Annotated in this window: 17 protein-coding genes; 5 read left to right on the top strand and 12 right to left on the bottom strand. The window is 53.6% G+C overall.

The genetic code is table 11. The features are described from left to right. Nucleotides 1–44: 44 nt before the first annotated feature. Together msrA and DFG60_RS00265 are read left to right on the top strand one after the other, a co-directional pair. On the top strand, nucleotides 45–515 hold the full coding sequence (gene msrA, locus DFG60_RS00260) for a peptide-methionine (S)-S-oxide reductase MsrA (RefSeq protein WP_114569727.1): 471 nt from the start codon (nucleotides 45–47) through the stop codon (nucleotides 513–515). Nucleotides 516–686: 171 nt separating this feature from the next. Beyond that, entirely contained in the window at nucleotides 687–1,514 is an 828-nt protein-coding gene (locus DFG60_RS00265; protein WP_114569728.1) for a DUF6544 family protein, read from the top strand. 86 nt (nucleotides 1,515–1,600) lie between these two features. Here the strand turns inward: DFG60_RS00265 and DFG60_RS00270 are convergent, their stop codons facing one another. Then, on the bottom strand, nucleotides 1,601–2,011 hold the full coding sequence (locus tag DFG60_RS00270) for a hypothetical protein (RefSeq protein ID WP_114569729.1): 411 nt from the start codon (nucleotides 2,009–2,011) through the stop codon (nucleotides 1,601–1,603). A gap of 209 nt (nucleotides 2,012–2,220) precedes the next feature. On the opposite strand from DFG60_RS00270, the gene DFG60_RS00275 reads away from it, so the two are divergent. After that, entirely contained in the window at nucleotides 2,221–3,270 is a 1,050-nt protein-coding gene (locus DFG60_RS00275) for an ATP synthase beta subunit C-terminal domain-containing protein (protein WP_114569730.1), read from the top strand. 43 nt (nucleotides 3,271–3,313) lie between these two features. Here the strand turns inward: DFG60_RS00275 and nagZ are convergent, their stop codons facing one another. Next, nucleotides 3,314–4,546 carry a beta-N-acetylhexosaminidase gene (nagZ, locus tag DFG60_RS00280; protein ID WP_114569731.1) on the bottom strand — a complete coding sequence of 411 codons (1,233 nt, stop codon included), beginning with the start codon at nucleotides 4,544–4,546 and terminating at the stop codon, nucleotides 3,314–3,316. 45 nt (nucleotides 4,547–4,591) lie between these two features. Then, nucleotides 4,592–5,017: an OsmC family protein gene (locus tag DFG60_RS00285; protein ID WP_114569732.1), complete on the bottom strand. Its 426-nt coding sequence runs from the start codon at nucleotides 5,015–5,017 to the stop codon at nucleotides 4,592–4,594. Between the two features lie 278 nt (nucleotides 5,018–5,295). On the opposite strand from DFG60_RS00285, the gene DFG60_RS00290 reads away from it, so the two are divergent. Continuing rightward, nucleotides 5,296–6,420, top strand: a complete 1,125-nt coding sequence (locus DFG60_RS00290; RefSeq protein ID WP_232818582.1) for an MFS transporter — start codon at nucleotides 5,296–5,298, stop codon at nucleotides 6,418–6,420. Between the two features lie 59 nt (nucleotides 6,421–6,479). Here DFG60_RS00290 and DFG60_RS13690 read toward each other — a convergent pair whose 3' ends face one another. Next, nucleotides 6,480–6,653, bottom strand: a complete 174-nt coding sequence (locus DFG60_RS13690; RefSeq protein ID WP_198661513.1) for a hypothetical protein — start codon at nucleotides 6,651–6,653, stop codon at nucleotides 6,480–6,482. Nucleotides 6,654–6,669: 16 nt separating this feature from the next. Continuing rightward, nucleotides 6,670–7,545 (bottom strand): SDR family oxidoreductase, encoded by an 876-nt coding sequence (locus DFG60_RS00295; RefSeq protein WP_114569734.1) that lies wholly within the window; start codon nucleotides 7,543–7,545, stop codon nucleotides 6,670–6,672. Nucleotides 7,546–7,688: 143 nt separating this feature from the next. Between DFG60_RS00295 and DFG60_RS00300 the strand changes: the two genes are divergently transcribed. Beyond that, entirely contained in the window at nucleotides 7,689–8,597 is a 909-nt protein-coding gene (locus DFG60_RS00300) for a catalase (protein WP_232818569.1), read from the top strand. A 55-nt stretch (nucleotides 8,598–8,652) separates the two neighbouring features. Here DFG60_RS00300 and DFG60_RS00305 read toward each other — a convergent pair whose 3' ends face one another. The 7 genes from DFG60_RS00305 to DFG60_RS00335 all read right to left on the bottom strand — a co-directional run bounded on the left by DFG60_RS00305 (nucleotide 8,653) and on the right by DFG60_RS00335 (nucleotide 15,869). Further along, on the bottom strand, nucleotides 8,653–9,351 hold the full coding sequence (locus tag DFG60_RS00305) for a DUF554 domain-containing protein (protein ID WP_114569736.1): 699 nt from the start codon (nucleotides 9,349–9,351) through the stop codon (nucleotides 8,653–8,655). A 47-nt stretch (nucleotides 9,352–9,398) separates the two neighbouring features. After that, entirely contained in the window at nucleotides 9,399–10,544 is a 1,146-nt protein-coding gene (locus tag DFG60_RS00310; RefSeq protein WP_198661514.1) for a diguanylate cyclase domain-containing protein, read from the bottom strand. Nucleotides 10,545–10,680: 136 nt separating this feature from the next. Then, nucleotides 10,681–12,327, bottom strand: a complete 1,647-nt coding sequence (locus tag DFG60_RS00315) for a methyl-accepting chemotaxis protein (protein WP_232818570.1) — start codon at nucleotides 12,325–12,327, stop codon at nucleotides 10,681–10,683. Between the two features lie 176 nt (nucleotides 12,328–12,503). Further along, on the bottom strand, nucleotides 12,504–13,694 hold the full coding sequence (locus DFG60_RS00320; RefSeq protein WP_114569738.1) for an acetyl-CoA C-acetyltransferase: 1,191 nt from the start codon (nucleotides 13,692–13,694) through the stop codon (nucleotides 12,504–12,506). A gap of 13 nt (nucleotides 13,695–13,707) precedes the next feature. Beyond that, nucleotides 13,708–14,484 carry a 3-hydroxybutyrate dehydrogenase gene (locus DFG60_RS00325; protein ID WP_114570004.1) on the bottom strand — a complete coding sequence of 259 codons (777 nt, stop codon included), beginning with the start codon at nucleotides 14,482–14,484 and terminating at the stop codon, nucleotides 13,708–13,710. A gap of 11 nt (nucleotides 14,485–14,495) precedes the next feature. After that, entirely contained in the window at nucleotides 14,496–15,155 is a 660-nt protein-coding gene (locus DFG60_RS00330) for a 3-oxoacid CoA-transferase subunit B (RefSeq protein WP_114569739.1), read from the bottom strand. Between the two features lie 12 nt (nucleotides 15,156–15,167). Next, the gene (locus DFG60_RS00335; protein ID WP_114569740.1) at nucleotides 15,168–15,869 is read right to left on the bottom strand and encodes a CoA transferase subunit A; all 702 of its coding nucleotides are present in this window, start codon (nucleotides 15,867–15,869) and stop codon (nucleotides 15,168–15,170) included.

Below are 15,869 nucleotides of genomic sequence, written 5' to 3' on the forward strand. Positions count from 1 at the left end.
TAAACTGTAAGAAAATTTCTAATATTTTAAGGGGGATTCCATTCATGAAGACTGCATTATTCGGTGGAGGTTGTTTTTGGGAGGTCGAAGAAGTGTTTCGCGCTCTTGACGGTGTGATCGATACGGAGGTCGGTTTCGCAGGCGGGGATGTCGACGCCCCGAGCTATGAGCTCGTCTATACGGACTCGACTGGCCATGCGGAAGTCGTCAAGATCGATTTCGACGAGGAGAAGGTCTCATATGAGGCGTTGCTCGAAATCTTTTTCTCGAACCACAATCCGACTGAACTCAACCGGCAAGGCGAGGATGTCGGTACCCGTTACCGCTCAGTCGTCTTCTTCTATGATGAAGAACAGCGTACAAAAGCGCAGGAAGCGAAGGATGCGCTCGCAAACAGCGGTCGTTTCAAACGTCCGATCGTCACATTGATCGAGCCTGCAGCCCCGTTCTTCAAGGCCGAGGAATATCACCAGAAATACTTCCATAAAAAAGGCATCAACTCGTGCTCCATCTGATATCAATTTGACCGGCCTTCTCGCCTGGCTGAATTCCAGACATCCAGTCTGGTTTTTCGGACAGGCCGAAGTGCCGGTTTTTTTTCATTTCCTCTTGCAATGAAGGTCAGATAGGTATAGGTTTTAGGTGTCAACAATTGCCAGGTTCATATAATCGAAGGAGGAAGTGTCATGAGACGTCGTCATCTGTTGTTCCTCATCCCAGTCCTTGGCCTGATACTTTTTTACCGCTCGATTCGCATGCCTGTCTGCCGATGTTTCCAAAAAACGGTCGACTCACGGATCCGTGACGCCGCGATCACGGATCGCACGATCGAGGAAACTGATCTAGAGGATTTGCCCAAAGTCGTAAAGCGCTATTTTCATGCCAATCATTATGTCGGTGCCCAGTTCTTTCAATATTCCCACACCCTCTACTTTCCGGTCTCGTTCATCCTCAACGGGGATAAACGAATCAAGATGGATTACGAGCATTACAACTTCATCGCCGGTCCTGAACGCTTTGCCCGGATGACCACCTCGCTTTACGGATTGCCGTTCGAGGGAGTGGATGCTTATCAGGCGGGCATTGGTGAAATGGTCGGTCGCCTTGGTGGAGTCATCCCGATGTTCGATGTGAAGGGCCGGGAAATGGACCAGTCGGCCCTCGTGACGTGTCTTGCGGAGTCGATTTTCCTTCCATCTTTCCTGCTCAGCCCGAACATCACCTGGACCGAGCTTGACGATCATCGTGCAAGAGCGGAACTTACGCAGGACGGGCTATCCGTCAAGGGGACATTCACCTTCAATGAGCATCATGAACTAATCCGCTTCGAAACCGAGGACCGTTACATGGAGAAAAATGGTGAGTTCCTGAAAATACCATGGGTCGTGTCGGTTACCAATCACCGTGCAGTAAAAGGATTGAAGTTCCCGACCCGTGTCACTGCCGCGTGGATTACACCAGACGGACGACAGACCTACTTCGACGGCAGGATTCGTAAGCTGACTTTACAGTAAGGCTCGTCATACTGCAAAACAGAAGAGGAGAGCGTCCGAAGTTATTGGACGCTCTCCTCTTTCTGTTTTCATCCCGTTTTTTTGTATTATTTTCTTGCATGTTTATTCGTATCGGTCTTTGGATGGTTCCGGTGTCTAAGCCTGTTCAATGAACCAATCAATGAGACCGATCCACCAATCAATGCTCCGACAAGCATCCCTTTTTTGAATGTTCTATTGCCTTGAGGAGTCTCTCCCTCATTATGATCAAAGAGCAGTTCAATAGGAGCGACTTTCGCTTCCACCTCTTCATAGCGTTTAGCCGTCTCATGCGAGGTGGCATCCCTGCTCTCGACACTGCAGGGAGAAAGAAAGAACGGATTCAGGTTCGTCCGGTATCGATCTGGATTCCAGTTCTGTCTCGGTTCTTGGACCGCACTTGTATCCTGTTCTCCTTCATCGACCTTGGCTACGGTAAGGAGCTCATCTTCTCGATCCATATCGGGATTGATGTTCATCGCTATCACTCCTTTTTCTGTGCAGATTCAAACAAACCCCAAAATCCCTCTTGATTATCCATTTACCTCTTTTTCAATAATAATAAACATCTATTGATCATTTCTTCATACAGAACAGGATTTGTAATTAAAATTACTTTAAAGAGAAATTTCCTTATTGCATTCAACAGTAATTTTGATTACTCTTTAAGGTAAGGGGGGGATGATGAATGGATGACCTTCAATTGAATGTCCGCTTACTCAGATCACGTGTACCAAATCTAACGGTAGCTGCCAAGGGGGCTGGACTCCGCCCGGCCACTGTCTCGAATCTTTGCACGGGAAAGATACCTGTCGGACGGGCAGAGGTAAGAACGATCGTCACACTCGCGACGCTCGCTAAATGCAGTCTTGACGAACTGATCATCAGAGGGGAGAAGAAGGATATGATACAAACCAACATCAAAACGCTTGATTTGTTTGCGCCTATCGTAAAAGGGGGCACGGTCGGCTTGATTGCCCGACCGAAGATGGGACAGCTTGTCGTCCTGATCGAACTATTCCATCGCCTGAAAAAAGAAGGCCTCCGTACGATCTTACTCTCGCCGGAAAATCATCACCCAGAAATCGAGGATCTTGTAGATCTTTCAGACATAACGGCCCGTTCCATCGATGAGGCTATCCGTGCCCTCTCCGATCTTTCGCGCGAAAATGATGTCCTGTTCGTCGCCGACCGTTCTCACGTCGTATCGGGAGATTTATATGATCTCGAGGCCGCTCTTCCGGAACACAGCAAGGATAGGATCACGACCTTCCTGCTCGACTTGACTGGCGGCGCAATGGATGAAGAGCTGCCTTACGGACCGCTAGACACCGTTTGGCATTTCGATCCTGACTTGAGCGCACGTCACCTCTATCCGGCCGTCAATCCGGTCCTGTCGACTTCCTCGTTGCTCGAAGGCGGACTTCTCGACCCGCAGCATGTCACTTTGAAGCTCGAGGCGCAAAAGTTGCTCCGCCGTTACCGGGAGCTCCGCTCAATCGTACAAGTACGTGGAATAGATGGTATTCCGTCGTCAGATCAATCAGTCTACGCCCGCGGCGAACGACTTGAAGCCTATCTGACCCAGCCATTCTATGTCGCGGAAGACTTCACGGGAATCAAGGGAGAGTCCGTCTCGTTCGACGAGACCGCCCGCGATGTCCGGAAAATCCTTGACGGCAGTGCGGACAGCCTTCCCGTCAAGTCGCTTGCATTCACTGGACAGCTCAGCATATGACACAAAGAGGCGGCATCCGGGTGGGTGCCGCCTCTTTTCGCCGTTATCTCGTTCTTCCGATCAGTTGCTCGGTCTGTTCGACAAGTGTCGAAGCCGCCTCCGTCGAAGCCGCCTCCGTCAAATCATACTTCTGTTTGACGCGGATGATCCGGAGCACCTTCTCGTCCAGTTCGCTCGCAGGGAGTTCCCCGTTTTCGACCGATTCCTTGATGGAGTGGATGAGCGACTCTCTGCTCTCGCTCGAAGCGTTCGAGAACATGACCATGTCCGTCCCGGCAAGCAGAGAGGTCAGTGCTGCTTCTTCCGTCCCGTACGATTCCGAAATCGCCCCCATCGCAAGGTCGTCCGTGATGACTACCCCATCGAATCCGAGGTCGTCGCGCAACAATCCGCCGACGATTTTCTTCGACAGAGAGGACGGCTTCTCAGGATCGAGGACCGGATAGAGGATATGGGCGACCATCACGACGTCCGCCCCGGCAGAAATCGCCTTTCGAAATGGTACGAGTTCCATTTCTTCGATCTGTTTTCGCGACTTCGATATTTTCGGCAGGCTCACGTGCGAGTCGACCGTCGTATCGCCGTGCCCCGGGAAATGCTTGACGACCGGAACGACGTCCGCTTCAGCAAGTCCTCGCATCCAGGCGATGCCGAGCCTTGCAACGGCCTCTGGATCCGAACTGAGCGCGCGGTCCCCGATGATCGGATTACCGGGATTGCTGTTGACATCGAGCACCGGGGCGAAGTCCATGTTGAATCCGAAGTGGCTCGTCGTCGTAGCGAGACCTGATCCGATGTCATATGCCAGCCGTTCGTCATTTTTCGCCCCGACGACTGCCGCTGCCGGAAACTTCGGTATAGGGGCAGGCAACCGCGTCACTCTGCCCCCCTCTTCATCGACACCGACGAATAACGGGAAGGGAGCTTCGTTCGCCTGATGGATCGCATTGACGAGTTGTTTCAATTGCCGTTCGTCCGACACGTTGCCCCCAAGCACGAGGACGCCGCCGACACCATTTCGAATCATCTCCGTATCCTCGGGCGTCAATTTCGTCCCGTCGACCCCGACATAAAGCAGCTGTTCGATTTTTTCTTCCTGATCCATCCTGCTGAGTGCTTCTTCGGCAGGATCTTTTGTTTCTTCTGTCTCCTTCGCTCGTTCGACTGTCGGCTCTCTTTTCTTCGTCCCGTTGTTCTCACTCTTCTTCTCGTTCACTTGTTCATTCCCGCAAGCCGCTAGCAACAGCATGCTGAAGATCAGTATGATTCGTTTCACCTTTTCACCATTCCTTCACTGGATTTCTCCAGCTATCATACCATTTCAGAGCTTGCGTTCACTCTTGATTCCATTGATCGAGTAGAAGGCGGTGATTTCGGCGTTCAACGAGTGGGCGACGGAGCAATACTTCTCCTTCGAGAGCTCGATCGCGCGGATGACCTTCTCTTCAGGCAAGTCGCCTTCGAACCGGTAGTGGAGTGAAATTTCCGTAAAACGTTTCGGGTGCTCAGCAGCGCGTTCCCCCTCTATGTCCATCTCGAACGAGGTCGGCTCAAGGCGCATCTTCTTCAAGATCGAGATGATGTCCATCCCCGTACATCCGGCTACGGCGTGAAGGACCAGCTCCGTCGGTCTCGGACCCGTATTCATCCCTCCGAACTCAGGTGCGGAATCCATTTTGAGTAGATGTCCGGTAGCCGTCTCTCCTGAAAATGCCATGTTCTTATCCCATCTCACTGTCGCTTGCATCACTCACACTCCCTTTCGTGTATATCCCTTCCTATTCCCGAAACACCATCTTCTTCACCGTATCTCGATTATTTCTGATTTTTCGGACTGTTGTTTCCCGAATTGCTCGGAGTTTCCTTCCCCGATAGATTCATGCTACTCTGAAAGGCGTGAATCTAACGCATGGGGACATGCCTTTTAAGAAGTGGGGAATCATCTTGAACCAATTACAACATCATACAGAACAAGGACAGGAACGCTTGACGCGTGCACATTGGTTTTTGATCGCGACGCTGTCGATGCTGACCTTCGTCCTCGGTACGAGCGAATTCGTCATCGTCGGCATCCTGAACGAGATTGCCGGCAGCCTGAACATCACGATTCCGAAAGCCGGTACGCTCGTTTCCGGATTCGCCCTCTCGTTTGCGATCGGGACGCCGATCGTCATGTCACTGACCGGACGGCTTCAAAAACGTAAACTGATGCTCGGCTTGATCAGTCTGTTCATCGTACTTAATCTGTTAAGCGCGTTATCCGGCGGCTATGCACTGCTTCTTGCGACACGACTGATGACTGCAATCGTCACAGGCGTCTTGATCTCACTCGCGATGCTCGTCGCAAGCGAGAGCGTACCACTCTCTAAGCGCGGCGTCGCGGTGTCGTTCATCTTCGGAGGATTTACGATGGCGAACGTCTTCGGCGTGCCGCTAGGGACGTTGATCGGTCAGACGGCCGGTTGGCAATCCACCTTCCTGTTGACGACAGCTCTCGGTGCAGTCGCGTTCGCAGGAGTCTACAGAGTCGTACCTTACGGGCTCTCTTCAGGTTCGAGTTCCCTCAAGGATCAGCTGATGCTGCTCGCGCACCCTCGGATCCTGATCGCCTTCTTCATCCCGGCACTCGGCTTCGGCGCGACTTATGCCGTCTTCACCTATCTCGTTCCGATTCTCTCGGGAAAGATCGGTCTTGCGGATGAATGGATCAGCCCTGCACTCTTCCTATACGGGATCGTCTCGATCTTCAGCAACCTGCTTGCCGGGAAGATCGCGTCAAGAAATGCAATCGGACGTCTGCGCTTCGTCTTCCTCATCCAGGGAATCGTCTTAGCAGCCCTATACTTCTCTTCCCGTGATTTCACGTTCGGCTTGATCAATATCGCACTCATGTCGCTGATGGCGATACTGCTGACGACATCGACGCAGCTTTATCTGATCGACTTGGCCGATAAGTTCAATCCGGATGCGAAAGGACTTGCCGCCTCGCTCATGCCTGTCGCAAGCAATGTCGGCATCGCCTTCGGTTCTGCGCTTGGCGGTTTCGTCGTCGCAAATGGACCGTTGATGAACGTCGCCTGGGTCGGCGGTCTCGTAGCTTTCGCTGCCGCAGCTTTGACAGCGATCAGTTATCGCCTCGACCGGAAGTGATTTTTTCTGAAATACTGCAAGAAGATCGAAGCCACCCGGCTCCGATCTTCTTTTTTTGTTCAATACGGATTCGGATCTTCCTGCGGAGTGTCCGGAATCTCATTCGGTTCTTTGAACGGATTGATGTCCGGATCACGGACCGGATCCTCCTGCGGAAAATCAGGAATTTCTGTAGGAGTTCCCGGAATCTCGTTCGGTTCCTGCTCTGGTACCTCATTCGGATTCTTCTTCATCTCAGTTCCTCCTCGCTTAGGAAGTCATGTAGTCCCCGCCGTTGACATGCAGCGTCTGGCCAGTGACGTACGTCGAGTCGTTCGACGCGAGATAGACGAACGCCGGAGCATTCTCAGAAGGTTGCCCACGCCGTTTCATCGGCGTATCGAGCCCATGTTTCGCGACTTTCTCCTTCGTGAACGTCGCCGGGATGAGCGGCGTCCAGATCGGACCTGGTGCGACCGCGTTGACACGGATCCCTTTCCCGACGAGGTTCGTCGCAAGTGAACGGGTGAACGTCGTGATCGCCCCTTTTGTCGCGGAGTAGTCGATCAAGGATTCAGCGCCCCGGTACGCCGTGACGGACGACGTATTGATGATCGTGTCGCCTTCTTCCATATGCGGAAGAGCTGCTTGCGTCAGGTAGAACATGGCGAAGATGTTCGTCTCGAACGTCCGTTTCAGCTGTTCCGGCGTGATGTCGAGGAAGTCGTCCTGCGGATACTGGACGCCTGCATTATTGACGAGGATGTCGATGCCGCCGAGTTTGCTGACGACCTCTTCGACGATTTGCTTGCAGTTCTCCGGATCGCTGACGTCCTTTGCGATCGTGACCGCCTTTCCACCGTACCCTTCGATGATCTCTGCCGTCTTCTGCGCGTCCCCGTGTTCATTCAGATAGACGATCGCGACGTTCGCGCCTTCCTTCGCATAAGCGATCGCGACGGCACGTCCGATTCCGCTGTCGCCGCCCGTGATGAGCGCGACGCGCCCTGTCAGCTTGCCGGAACCGCGATATTCAGGGTCATCGTAAACCGGCTCCGGATCCATCTTCGCTTCGATGCCGGGCTGGTGACTTTGTGTCTGTCCAGGTGTCTGTTCATGAATTTCCTCATATTGCTGTTCCTTCATAGCTGATCTCCCCTTTTGTATGATGGTCATTCTAGAAAAATATTCCCTGCATGATGATTGATAAACACGAAAAGAGACTAAAGTTAGGTAAATCAGGAAATACAAGGAGGAAGAGACTCATGAACCGGAAAGGGGACATATCGATGACCGAACAAAATAAAATCGCCTACGAAGTGAACGAGACGATCGAGACGCGGATGGGGCGCCATCCTGGATACCGTCGTGCCCACGCGCGAGGAATCCTTTTCAAGGCCCGTTTCATACCGAACGGGAAAGCCGCTGCCTTCACGAAGGCGGAACCTCTGCTGAAGGACACGGAAGCCATCGTCCGCTTCTCGCACAGTTCACCGGATCCGTCGATGACTGACGCCGCCTCTCCGATCAAAGGGATGGCTGTTCGCCTTCTGTCACAGTCCGGTCCGTTGAACCTCGTCATGGCGACCGTTCCCGTCTTCATCGCAAAACAGCCGGAGACGTTCCATAACATCATGAACGGTCTCGCACTCAAGGACGGGAAGATTCGTCCGTTGAACGCACTCAAACTGTTCATCAAAAAACCTGAGGCGCGTGCGTTCTTGCGCATACTTCAAAACAGCAGGCTTCCGGAGAGCTTCGCGACAGTCCCGTATCACGCGATCCATGCTTTCTGGTTGGTCGATGAGACAGGCAAACGGCAAGCCGTCCGTTTCCGATTCGTCCCTGAGAGGATCAGTTACGACAAGCCGAAAATCATCCCGCAAGAAGAAGAATTGAAACAGCGTGTCGCGCGCGGCCCTGTCCGTTTCCACCTTCAAGTCCAGCTTGCTGATGAGACAGACGCCGTAGACGACCCGACCGTCGAATGGCCAAACGACAGACCCCTGATCGAAGTCGGGACGTTGACGCTTGAGGAAGAAATAAAGGAGCAGGAGGACCTCATGTTCGATCCGACGCTTTTGCCTACTGGAATCGAGGCGACCGGAGATCCGATCTTCGCCTTCCGCAAACTCGTCTATGAAGAATCGATGCGGCGCAGACACCAAGAAGCAAAAAGAAATCGTCACGGCGATTGAACGCCAAGAAGCGGGACAGGCATGCCGATGCCTAACCCGCTTTCGTTGTATCGATTCAAGAGAGCAAATCCATCATCCCGATGATCAGCGCGACGACGAGCAGACTCGGCAACATGTTTGCGACACGAATCTTCGTGATGCCGACGAGGTTCAAGCCGATCGCGATGATCATGACGCCTCCTGTCGCCGTCATCTCGAGAATGAACTGATTCATCACGGCGTCCGGGACGAACTTCGTGATCTGCACGGCAAGCAACGCAATCGCCCCCTGATAGAGAAGGACTGGAAGCGCCGAGAACAATACACCGATTCCGAGGGTCGAGCTAAGGACGAGCGCAGTGAAGCCGTCGATCAGACCTTTCGTATACAGGACCTCATGATTCAACCGCAGTCCACTGTCAAGCGCGCCGACGACTCCCATCGCCCCGATGACAAAGATGAGCGTCGCGACGATGAACCCTTCCGCGACGTTCGATTCCCCGCCGATCCGGCGTTCGAGACGGTAACCGACGCCGTTCAGCTTCTCGTCAAGCCGGAGCCATTCCCCTACTGCTGAGCCGATGACGAGACTGCCGATGACGATCAGGAAGTTTTCGCTCTTCAGTCCCATCTGAACACCGAGCACGAGCACGGCGAGTCCGATACCGGCCGTGACCGTCTCCTTGACTCGTTCCGGGATTTTATGGAACAGCAGCCCGAGCAGCGTCCCGATGACGATCAGCACGGCGTTAACGATCGTACCTGTCAAAACCATTCAACATTCCTCATTTCAAGTGTTAGTCCATTTTCCGTGCGCAGACATCAGGAGACGTCAGCAGTGACACGGTTTCTTCCGTGTTCCTTCGACCGGTAGAGTGCTTGATCGGCCATTTCGATCAGCACGCTCTCTTTTTCGGCACCGGGAGTCAAGACCGCCACACCGGCGCTGATGCTGACTTTACGGAGCGGCAAGGAGGTTTCGTGCAGGATATCGAGTCGGATCACTGCTTGACGGAGCCGTTCTCCGATCATGACGGCTTGTTCCGTTCTTTTGTGATCAAGCAGGACGGCGAACTCTTCCCCGCCGTAACGGTAGACCATACCGTCATCCTGAAGTTCCTTCTTCAGCGTCCTTGCCACCGCGATGAGGCAGGAATCCCCGGACAGATGTCCGTAAGTATCATTATATGCCTTGAACGAATCGACATCGATCAAGATCAGGGCAGCTCGATACTGCTCAGTTCTTGCGACGCGCCACCTCACCTCCATATCCTCGTCGAACGCCCGCCGGTTCGCGATCTTCGTCAGCGGGTCGGTGAGTGAGCGCTGGACGAGGACACGTTTGCTGCGCTCCAGCTGGAACGAGTGGACAAATGCCATCAGGATGACGACTGCGACGCCACCGACGATCAAGATCATCCATTTTGCGGAATCGGACGCCTTCTTCCCCCGTTCCGAAGCTTCGCGAATGATTTTCGCGATGTCTGACCGGATTTTTTTGTCGACTTCTCGAAATTCATTGATGTTGCCGACACCGTCGTACCGTCTCACGTTCGCCTGCCCAAAATCGCCTTCCATGACGAGAGCGACCTGACTGTCATAAAACACTTTCATCTGATCGATCAGCGGCAACGCCTCCTGCCGGATGATCTGTTGCATGATCGGGTGGTTTCGGTCGAGCCGCTCAATTTGTCCGATTGCCTGATCGAGTGTCTTCTGTGATTGCTGGTACTGCAGGAGAGAACGAGGATCTTGATCATTTGTGTAGCTGCGCACCGTCAACTCCTGATCGAGGAGGATCGGAAACAGTTCCGATGCAGCATTCGAGATTGGAATCGCTTCTTCGACGATTCGCCTGTTTTCCTGTTCCATGTCCATGAAGGCACCATAACTCCAGACGCTCGTGATGAAGAGCGACAGCAGTGCGAGGAGCAGATAAAATTGTATAGCCGACAACCGTTTGTCCATTGCAACATCTTCCTTTTCCGTGTCTCTTCCTTTCAAGTTTAGGTGATGGAGAAAGTGAAGTCATCTCCGCAATGCGCCCTTCCCCTTCTTTACAAAAAAGAGCCTGAACCGATCCATGGGACCGGAACAGGCATCTTCACCCTCTCATCGCCTCTCCGAGCGAATCGATTTGTTGATGAATCAGCTCCCCGTTCGACTTCAGCATCCTCTGACTTTCTAAGCTGTGTTGAATGTTGGACGCGAGGGATTCACTATACACTTTCAGCTCTCGCAGCGATTCATGGATCGTCCCGAAGTGGTCGATCGCTGATTCGCTCAGCCGGTTCACTTTCTCCCTTTCTCGCATGACATCATTGATCGAGACTGCGATTTCCTCAGCACCTGTCACCATTCCGGTCACCCCATCTAGCGCAGCATCGAGCTGTACAGCAATCGCCGACAGCTGACCATTCACCATGGAGATCTCCTGGCCGACCCGGTTGGTACTTTCTGAAAGCTCTCGGTTCGCATTGCCGATTTCCTGCGTGATGCTTGCAATCTCGATGGCAAGACGCTGTACTTCATTCGCGACGACGCTGAATCCTTTTCCGGCTTCTCCTGCCCTTGACGCCTCGATCAGTGCATTGAGGGAAAGACGCCTTGTTGATTCAGCGACTTGATGGATCCGGTGAATCGACTTCTCCATGAATTGGCTCTTCACTCCAGTTTCCTTCAGTCGGAGCATGATTCTTCCCGATGCGCGCCTCATCTCATCGGTTCCTTCCGATAGATGCCGAAACACTTCATGTTGGCCAGATATTCCAGTAGAGAAATCGAGAGTGTTCTTGTGACTAGTCAGAAGGAAGCCATTCATCGCTTCGAGCGAGATACTGCTGTTGAGGAGCACCTTTTGTGAGTCCTCGAGCACATCTTCGAGCCGTTGCGAATCATCCGCAAGGGAGACGGCGACATGACTAAGGGCTTCAACCGACTTATCCGTCGAGATGAGCTGGGCCGAAAAATCCGGTTGGATCTTTGCAAGCTGTATGCTCGTCTGATTGATGTTACTTGTCAGCGCAGCGATTTGTCCTATCAGTTGATTGTAATGAAAAGCAAGTTTTTGAAGTTCAAAAACCCGACTCGTGAGTGCAATCGGTTCGTATCGTCTTGTCTCATGTGCATATTCCATCTGACGTGCAAGTTGCGAAAGCGTCCTCAGCTGCTTTCTTAGCAAAAGATGTATACCGAGGCTCGAAGCCAACAATAATGTACAACTCATCAGGACAAGCTGAAGGGCAAGCTCTTTTGCCGGTCCGACAATCGTCTCCTGACCGACCGACAGAAACAGGATGTCGTTCAACTCCTGACTAGACAACGCGATTATGTATCTCCCCTCTAGTCGAAGTGTCGTCGTTCTTGATGTCTTCAATTCTTGATCTAGTTTTTTCGCATCTTCTTCTGGCAAATCGAGCTTTCGAATCGCAGGCGTCGAAGCATTTTTGCTTTCGAACTTCGCATCATACCCGTCCCGTGCCATCTCTGAAATCTGCTGATTCTTCAAACGTTTAACGGCACGGTCCCGTTCCTTCGATTCACCCGGATAGGCGAGCGAGAGTGTTTTGACGTTCGCGTCGAACATCGACATCTCGCGTTCAAGCCTCTCTGATACTCCTTTTACCGATGATTGGTACAACTGTTGCACGCTCAGCGCGCTCAGCAGCACCAAACCTATTCCAAACATCGGGATCAACCATCTGTTCAATTGTTTCGCAAGCGAGATTTCCTGCGTCCTCTTCCTGGTCAATGCCAACATCCCCTCTCAATCTGCATATCGGACTTTTCGACGATTAATGTATGAAGGACATGTAAGGCTTGTGTAAATTTCCCTTTTCGGTAGCGCCCTGGCTAATCGAGCACGAAAAACACGGTCGATGCGAGAACTTTCTTCTCCCATCGACCGTGTCTGTTTGAGTTCATGATTCAGTTCTCTCTCCATCGTCTGACGACAGTCGCGACTCCTTGTCCGCCGCCGATGCAGAGCGTCGCAAGACCGTGATCCGCCTGTTCACGGAGCATTTCATGGATCAGCGTGACGAGTATCCGAGTACCGCTCGCACCGATCGGATGACCGAGGGCGATCGCCCCGCCGTTCTTGTTCAACTTGGCCGGGTCGAACTTCAACTCCCGGTCGACCGCGAGCGATTGAGCAGCGAATGCCTCGTTCGCTTCGATGACATCCATCTGTGAAAGTGTCAGATTCGTCTTCTTCATCACGTTCTCGACGGCTTGGACCGGCCCGATCCCCATGATGCTCGGATCGACGCCGGCGTTCGCGTTGCCGACGATCGTCACGAGCGGGGCGATCCCAAGCTCCTTCGCCTTCGATTCGCGCATGACGATGACAGCGGCAGCCCCGTCGTTGATGCCTGAAGCATTTCCCGCCGTGACCGTCCCGTCCTTTTTGAAGGCAGGTCGCAACTTCGCGAGCTTCTCTTGTGTCGAAAGACGCGGGAATTCATCCGTGTCGAAGACGATGGGGTCACCTTTTCGCTGCGGAATTTCGACAGGCGTGATCTCTTCCTTGAATTTCCCTTCTGCGATTGCGCGATGGGCTTTTTCCTGACTCGACGCGGCGAAAGCGTCCTGCTCTTCGCGCGATAGGTCGTACTTGGCAGCCAAGTTCTCCGCCGTGATGCCCATATGATACTCGTTGAAGGCACAGGCAAGTCCGTCGTGGATGATCGAATCGGTCATCTTCTGGTCTCCCATTCTCATCCCGTCGCGTGTACCGGACAACAGGAACGGTGCCTGGCTCATATTCTCCATCCCGCCTGCGACGATGACGTCGGCGTCGCCCGACTTGATTGCCTGATAGGCGAGATGGACGGCTTTCAATCCTGAACCGCATACCTTATTGATCGTCATGGCAGGGCACGAATCCGGGAGGCCGGCGTGAATCGAGGCTTGACGGGCCGGGTTCTGACCGAGCCCCGCCTGAAGGACGTTCCCCATGATGACCTCATCGACTTCTTTCGGGTCAAGGCCGATTTTCGCCATTGCATCGCGGATGACCGTCGCGCCGAGTTCTGTCGCCTTGACGTTTTTGAGACTGCCGTTGAAGCTCCCGATCGCCGTGCGGACCGCACTGACGATGACTACGTTGTCTTGCATGAATGAATCCCCCTTATTGGACGGTGTATCCGCCGTCGAGCACGTTCGCCTGTCCTGTTACGCCCTTAGCTTTCGGACTTGCGACGAACAAGGCGTAGTCCGCGATTTCTTCGACGGCAAGCAATCGTTTTTGCGGAACGAGCGGATAGATGACTTCTTCAAGTACTGATTCGAGCGGCACGTTCCGTGTCGTCGCGAGGTCCTGCAATTGTCCTCGGACGAGCGGCGTGTCGACGTATCCCGGGCAGAGTGCATTGACCGTGATGCCGTGCGTCGCGCCTTCAAGCGCAGCGACCTTCGTCAGACCAAGCAATCCGTGCTTCGCCGAGTTGTATGCGGCCTTGCCCGCGAATCCGATCAAGCCGTTGATCGAGGCCATGTTGATGATGCGGCCGTATCCTTGCTTCTTCATGATCGGGAAAGCGTGCTTGATCGCCATGAACGGCGCCGTCAGCATGATCTTGATCATCAGTTCGAACTTCTCCGTCGGGAAATCCTCGATTGGCGAGACGTGCTGGAGCCCGGCGTTGTTGATCAAGACGTCGAGCCGTCCATATGCTGCGATCGTCTTCTCGAACGCTTCGATGACGTGTTGCTCGTTCGTGACGTCTAGCTTCAGGCCGAGTACTTCGAACCCTTCCGCTTTAAGCAAGTCCGCTGCAGCAAGTGCCGTCTCCTCGTTGACGTCCGTGATGACGACCTTTGCCCCTTCCTTTGCGAACTCCTTCGATATTTCGAGTCCGATTCCACTGCCCGCTCCCGTGACGAGAACGACATGGTCCTTGATCATTGTCATCTGTCTCACTCTCCTACCGTTGTCTCAAGTTGCTTGCTGACCGTGAAGTTCGCTTCCGTCAGCTCCCGTACTTCTTCGATCGTCGCTTCGCCGACCGTCTCGACGAGCACCATCCCGTCCGGCGTGAAGTCGAACACGGCCTTATCGGTGATCAGGCGGTCGACGACCTTGCCGCCGGTCAGCGGCAACGTACATGCCCGCTTGACCTTCGATTCACCGTGTTTGTTGACATGTTCCATGATGATGACGACGCGTTTCGCCCCGTTGACGAGATCCATCGCGCCTCCCATCCCTTTGACCATCTTACCCGGGATCATCCAGTTCGCGAGATCGCCATCTTCAGACACTTCCATCCCGCCGAGGATCGCGAGGTCGATGTGACCGCCGCGGATCATCGCGAACGATTCCGCGCTGTCGAAATAGGAGGCACCTTTGACGGATGTGACCGTCTCCTTTCCGGCGTTGATCTCATCAGGGTCCGCCTCACCGGCGAGTGGATATGGTCCGATCCCGAGCAGTCCGTTCTCCGACTGGAGCATGACGGTGATATCGTCAGGGATTTCGTTCGCGATCAGCGTCGGCATGCCGATGCCAAGGTTGACGTACATCCCGTCCTCGACTTCCTGCAGCGCGCGTTTGATGATCAGTTCTCGTGTCGTTGCCATGATGTTTCCCCCTTATGCTTCCCGAACGGTCAGGCGTTCGATGCGTTTTTCATAGTCCGATGCGACGAGGACACGCTGGACATAGACGCCCGGCGTATGGATCTCGTTCGGATCGAGTTCGCCGACCTCGACGAGCTCCTCGACTTCCGCGATCGTGATCTTTCCTGCCGTCGCGACGACAGGATTGAAGTTACGCGACGTCTTCCGGAAGACGAGGTTACCCATCTTGTCCGCTTTCCATGCCTTGACGAGCGCGAAGTCCCCTTTGATGCCCTCTTCGAGGATGAACATCTTGCCGTCGAATTCCTTATGTTCCTTGCCTTGCGCGACAGGCGTGCCTACTCCAGTCGGCGTATAGAAGCCCGGGATCCCGGCACCGCCTGCACGGAGGCGTTCAGCGAGCGTGCCTTGAGGTACGAGATCGACCTCGATCTCGCCACTCAAGTATTGACGCTCGAAATTCTTGTTCTCTCCGACATAGGACGAGACCATCTTCTTGATCTGTTTCGTCTGGAGCAATAGGCCAAGCCCGAAATCATCGACACCACAGTTATTGCTGACGACGGTCAAATCTTTGACTCCGCTCTCTTGGATGGCTTCGATCGCCTTTTCCGGAATCCCGCAAAGTCCGAACCCCCCGACGACGAGCGTAGCGCCATCCTGGATGTCTGCTGTAGCTTCTTGGAATGAGTCATAAACTTTCCCTTGTTTCAT

It is taken from the genome of Exiguobacterium flavidum, assembly GCF_003344535.1.
In the GTDB taxonomy this organism is placed as follows: Bacteria; Bacillota; Bacilli; order Exiguobacteriales; family Exiguobacteriaceae; genus Exiguobacterium_A; species Exiguobacterium_A flavidum.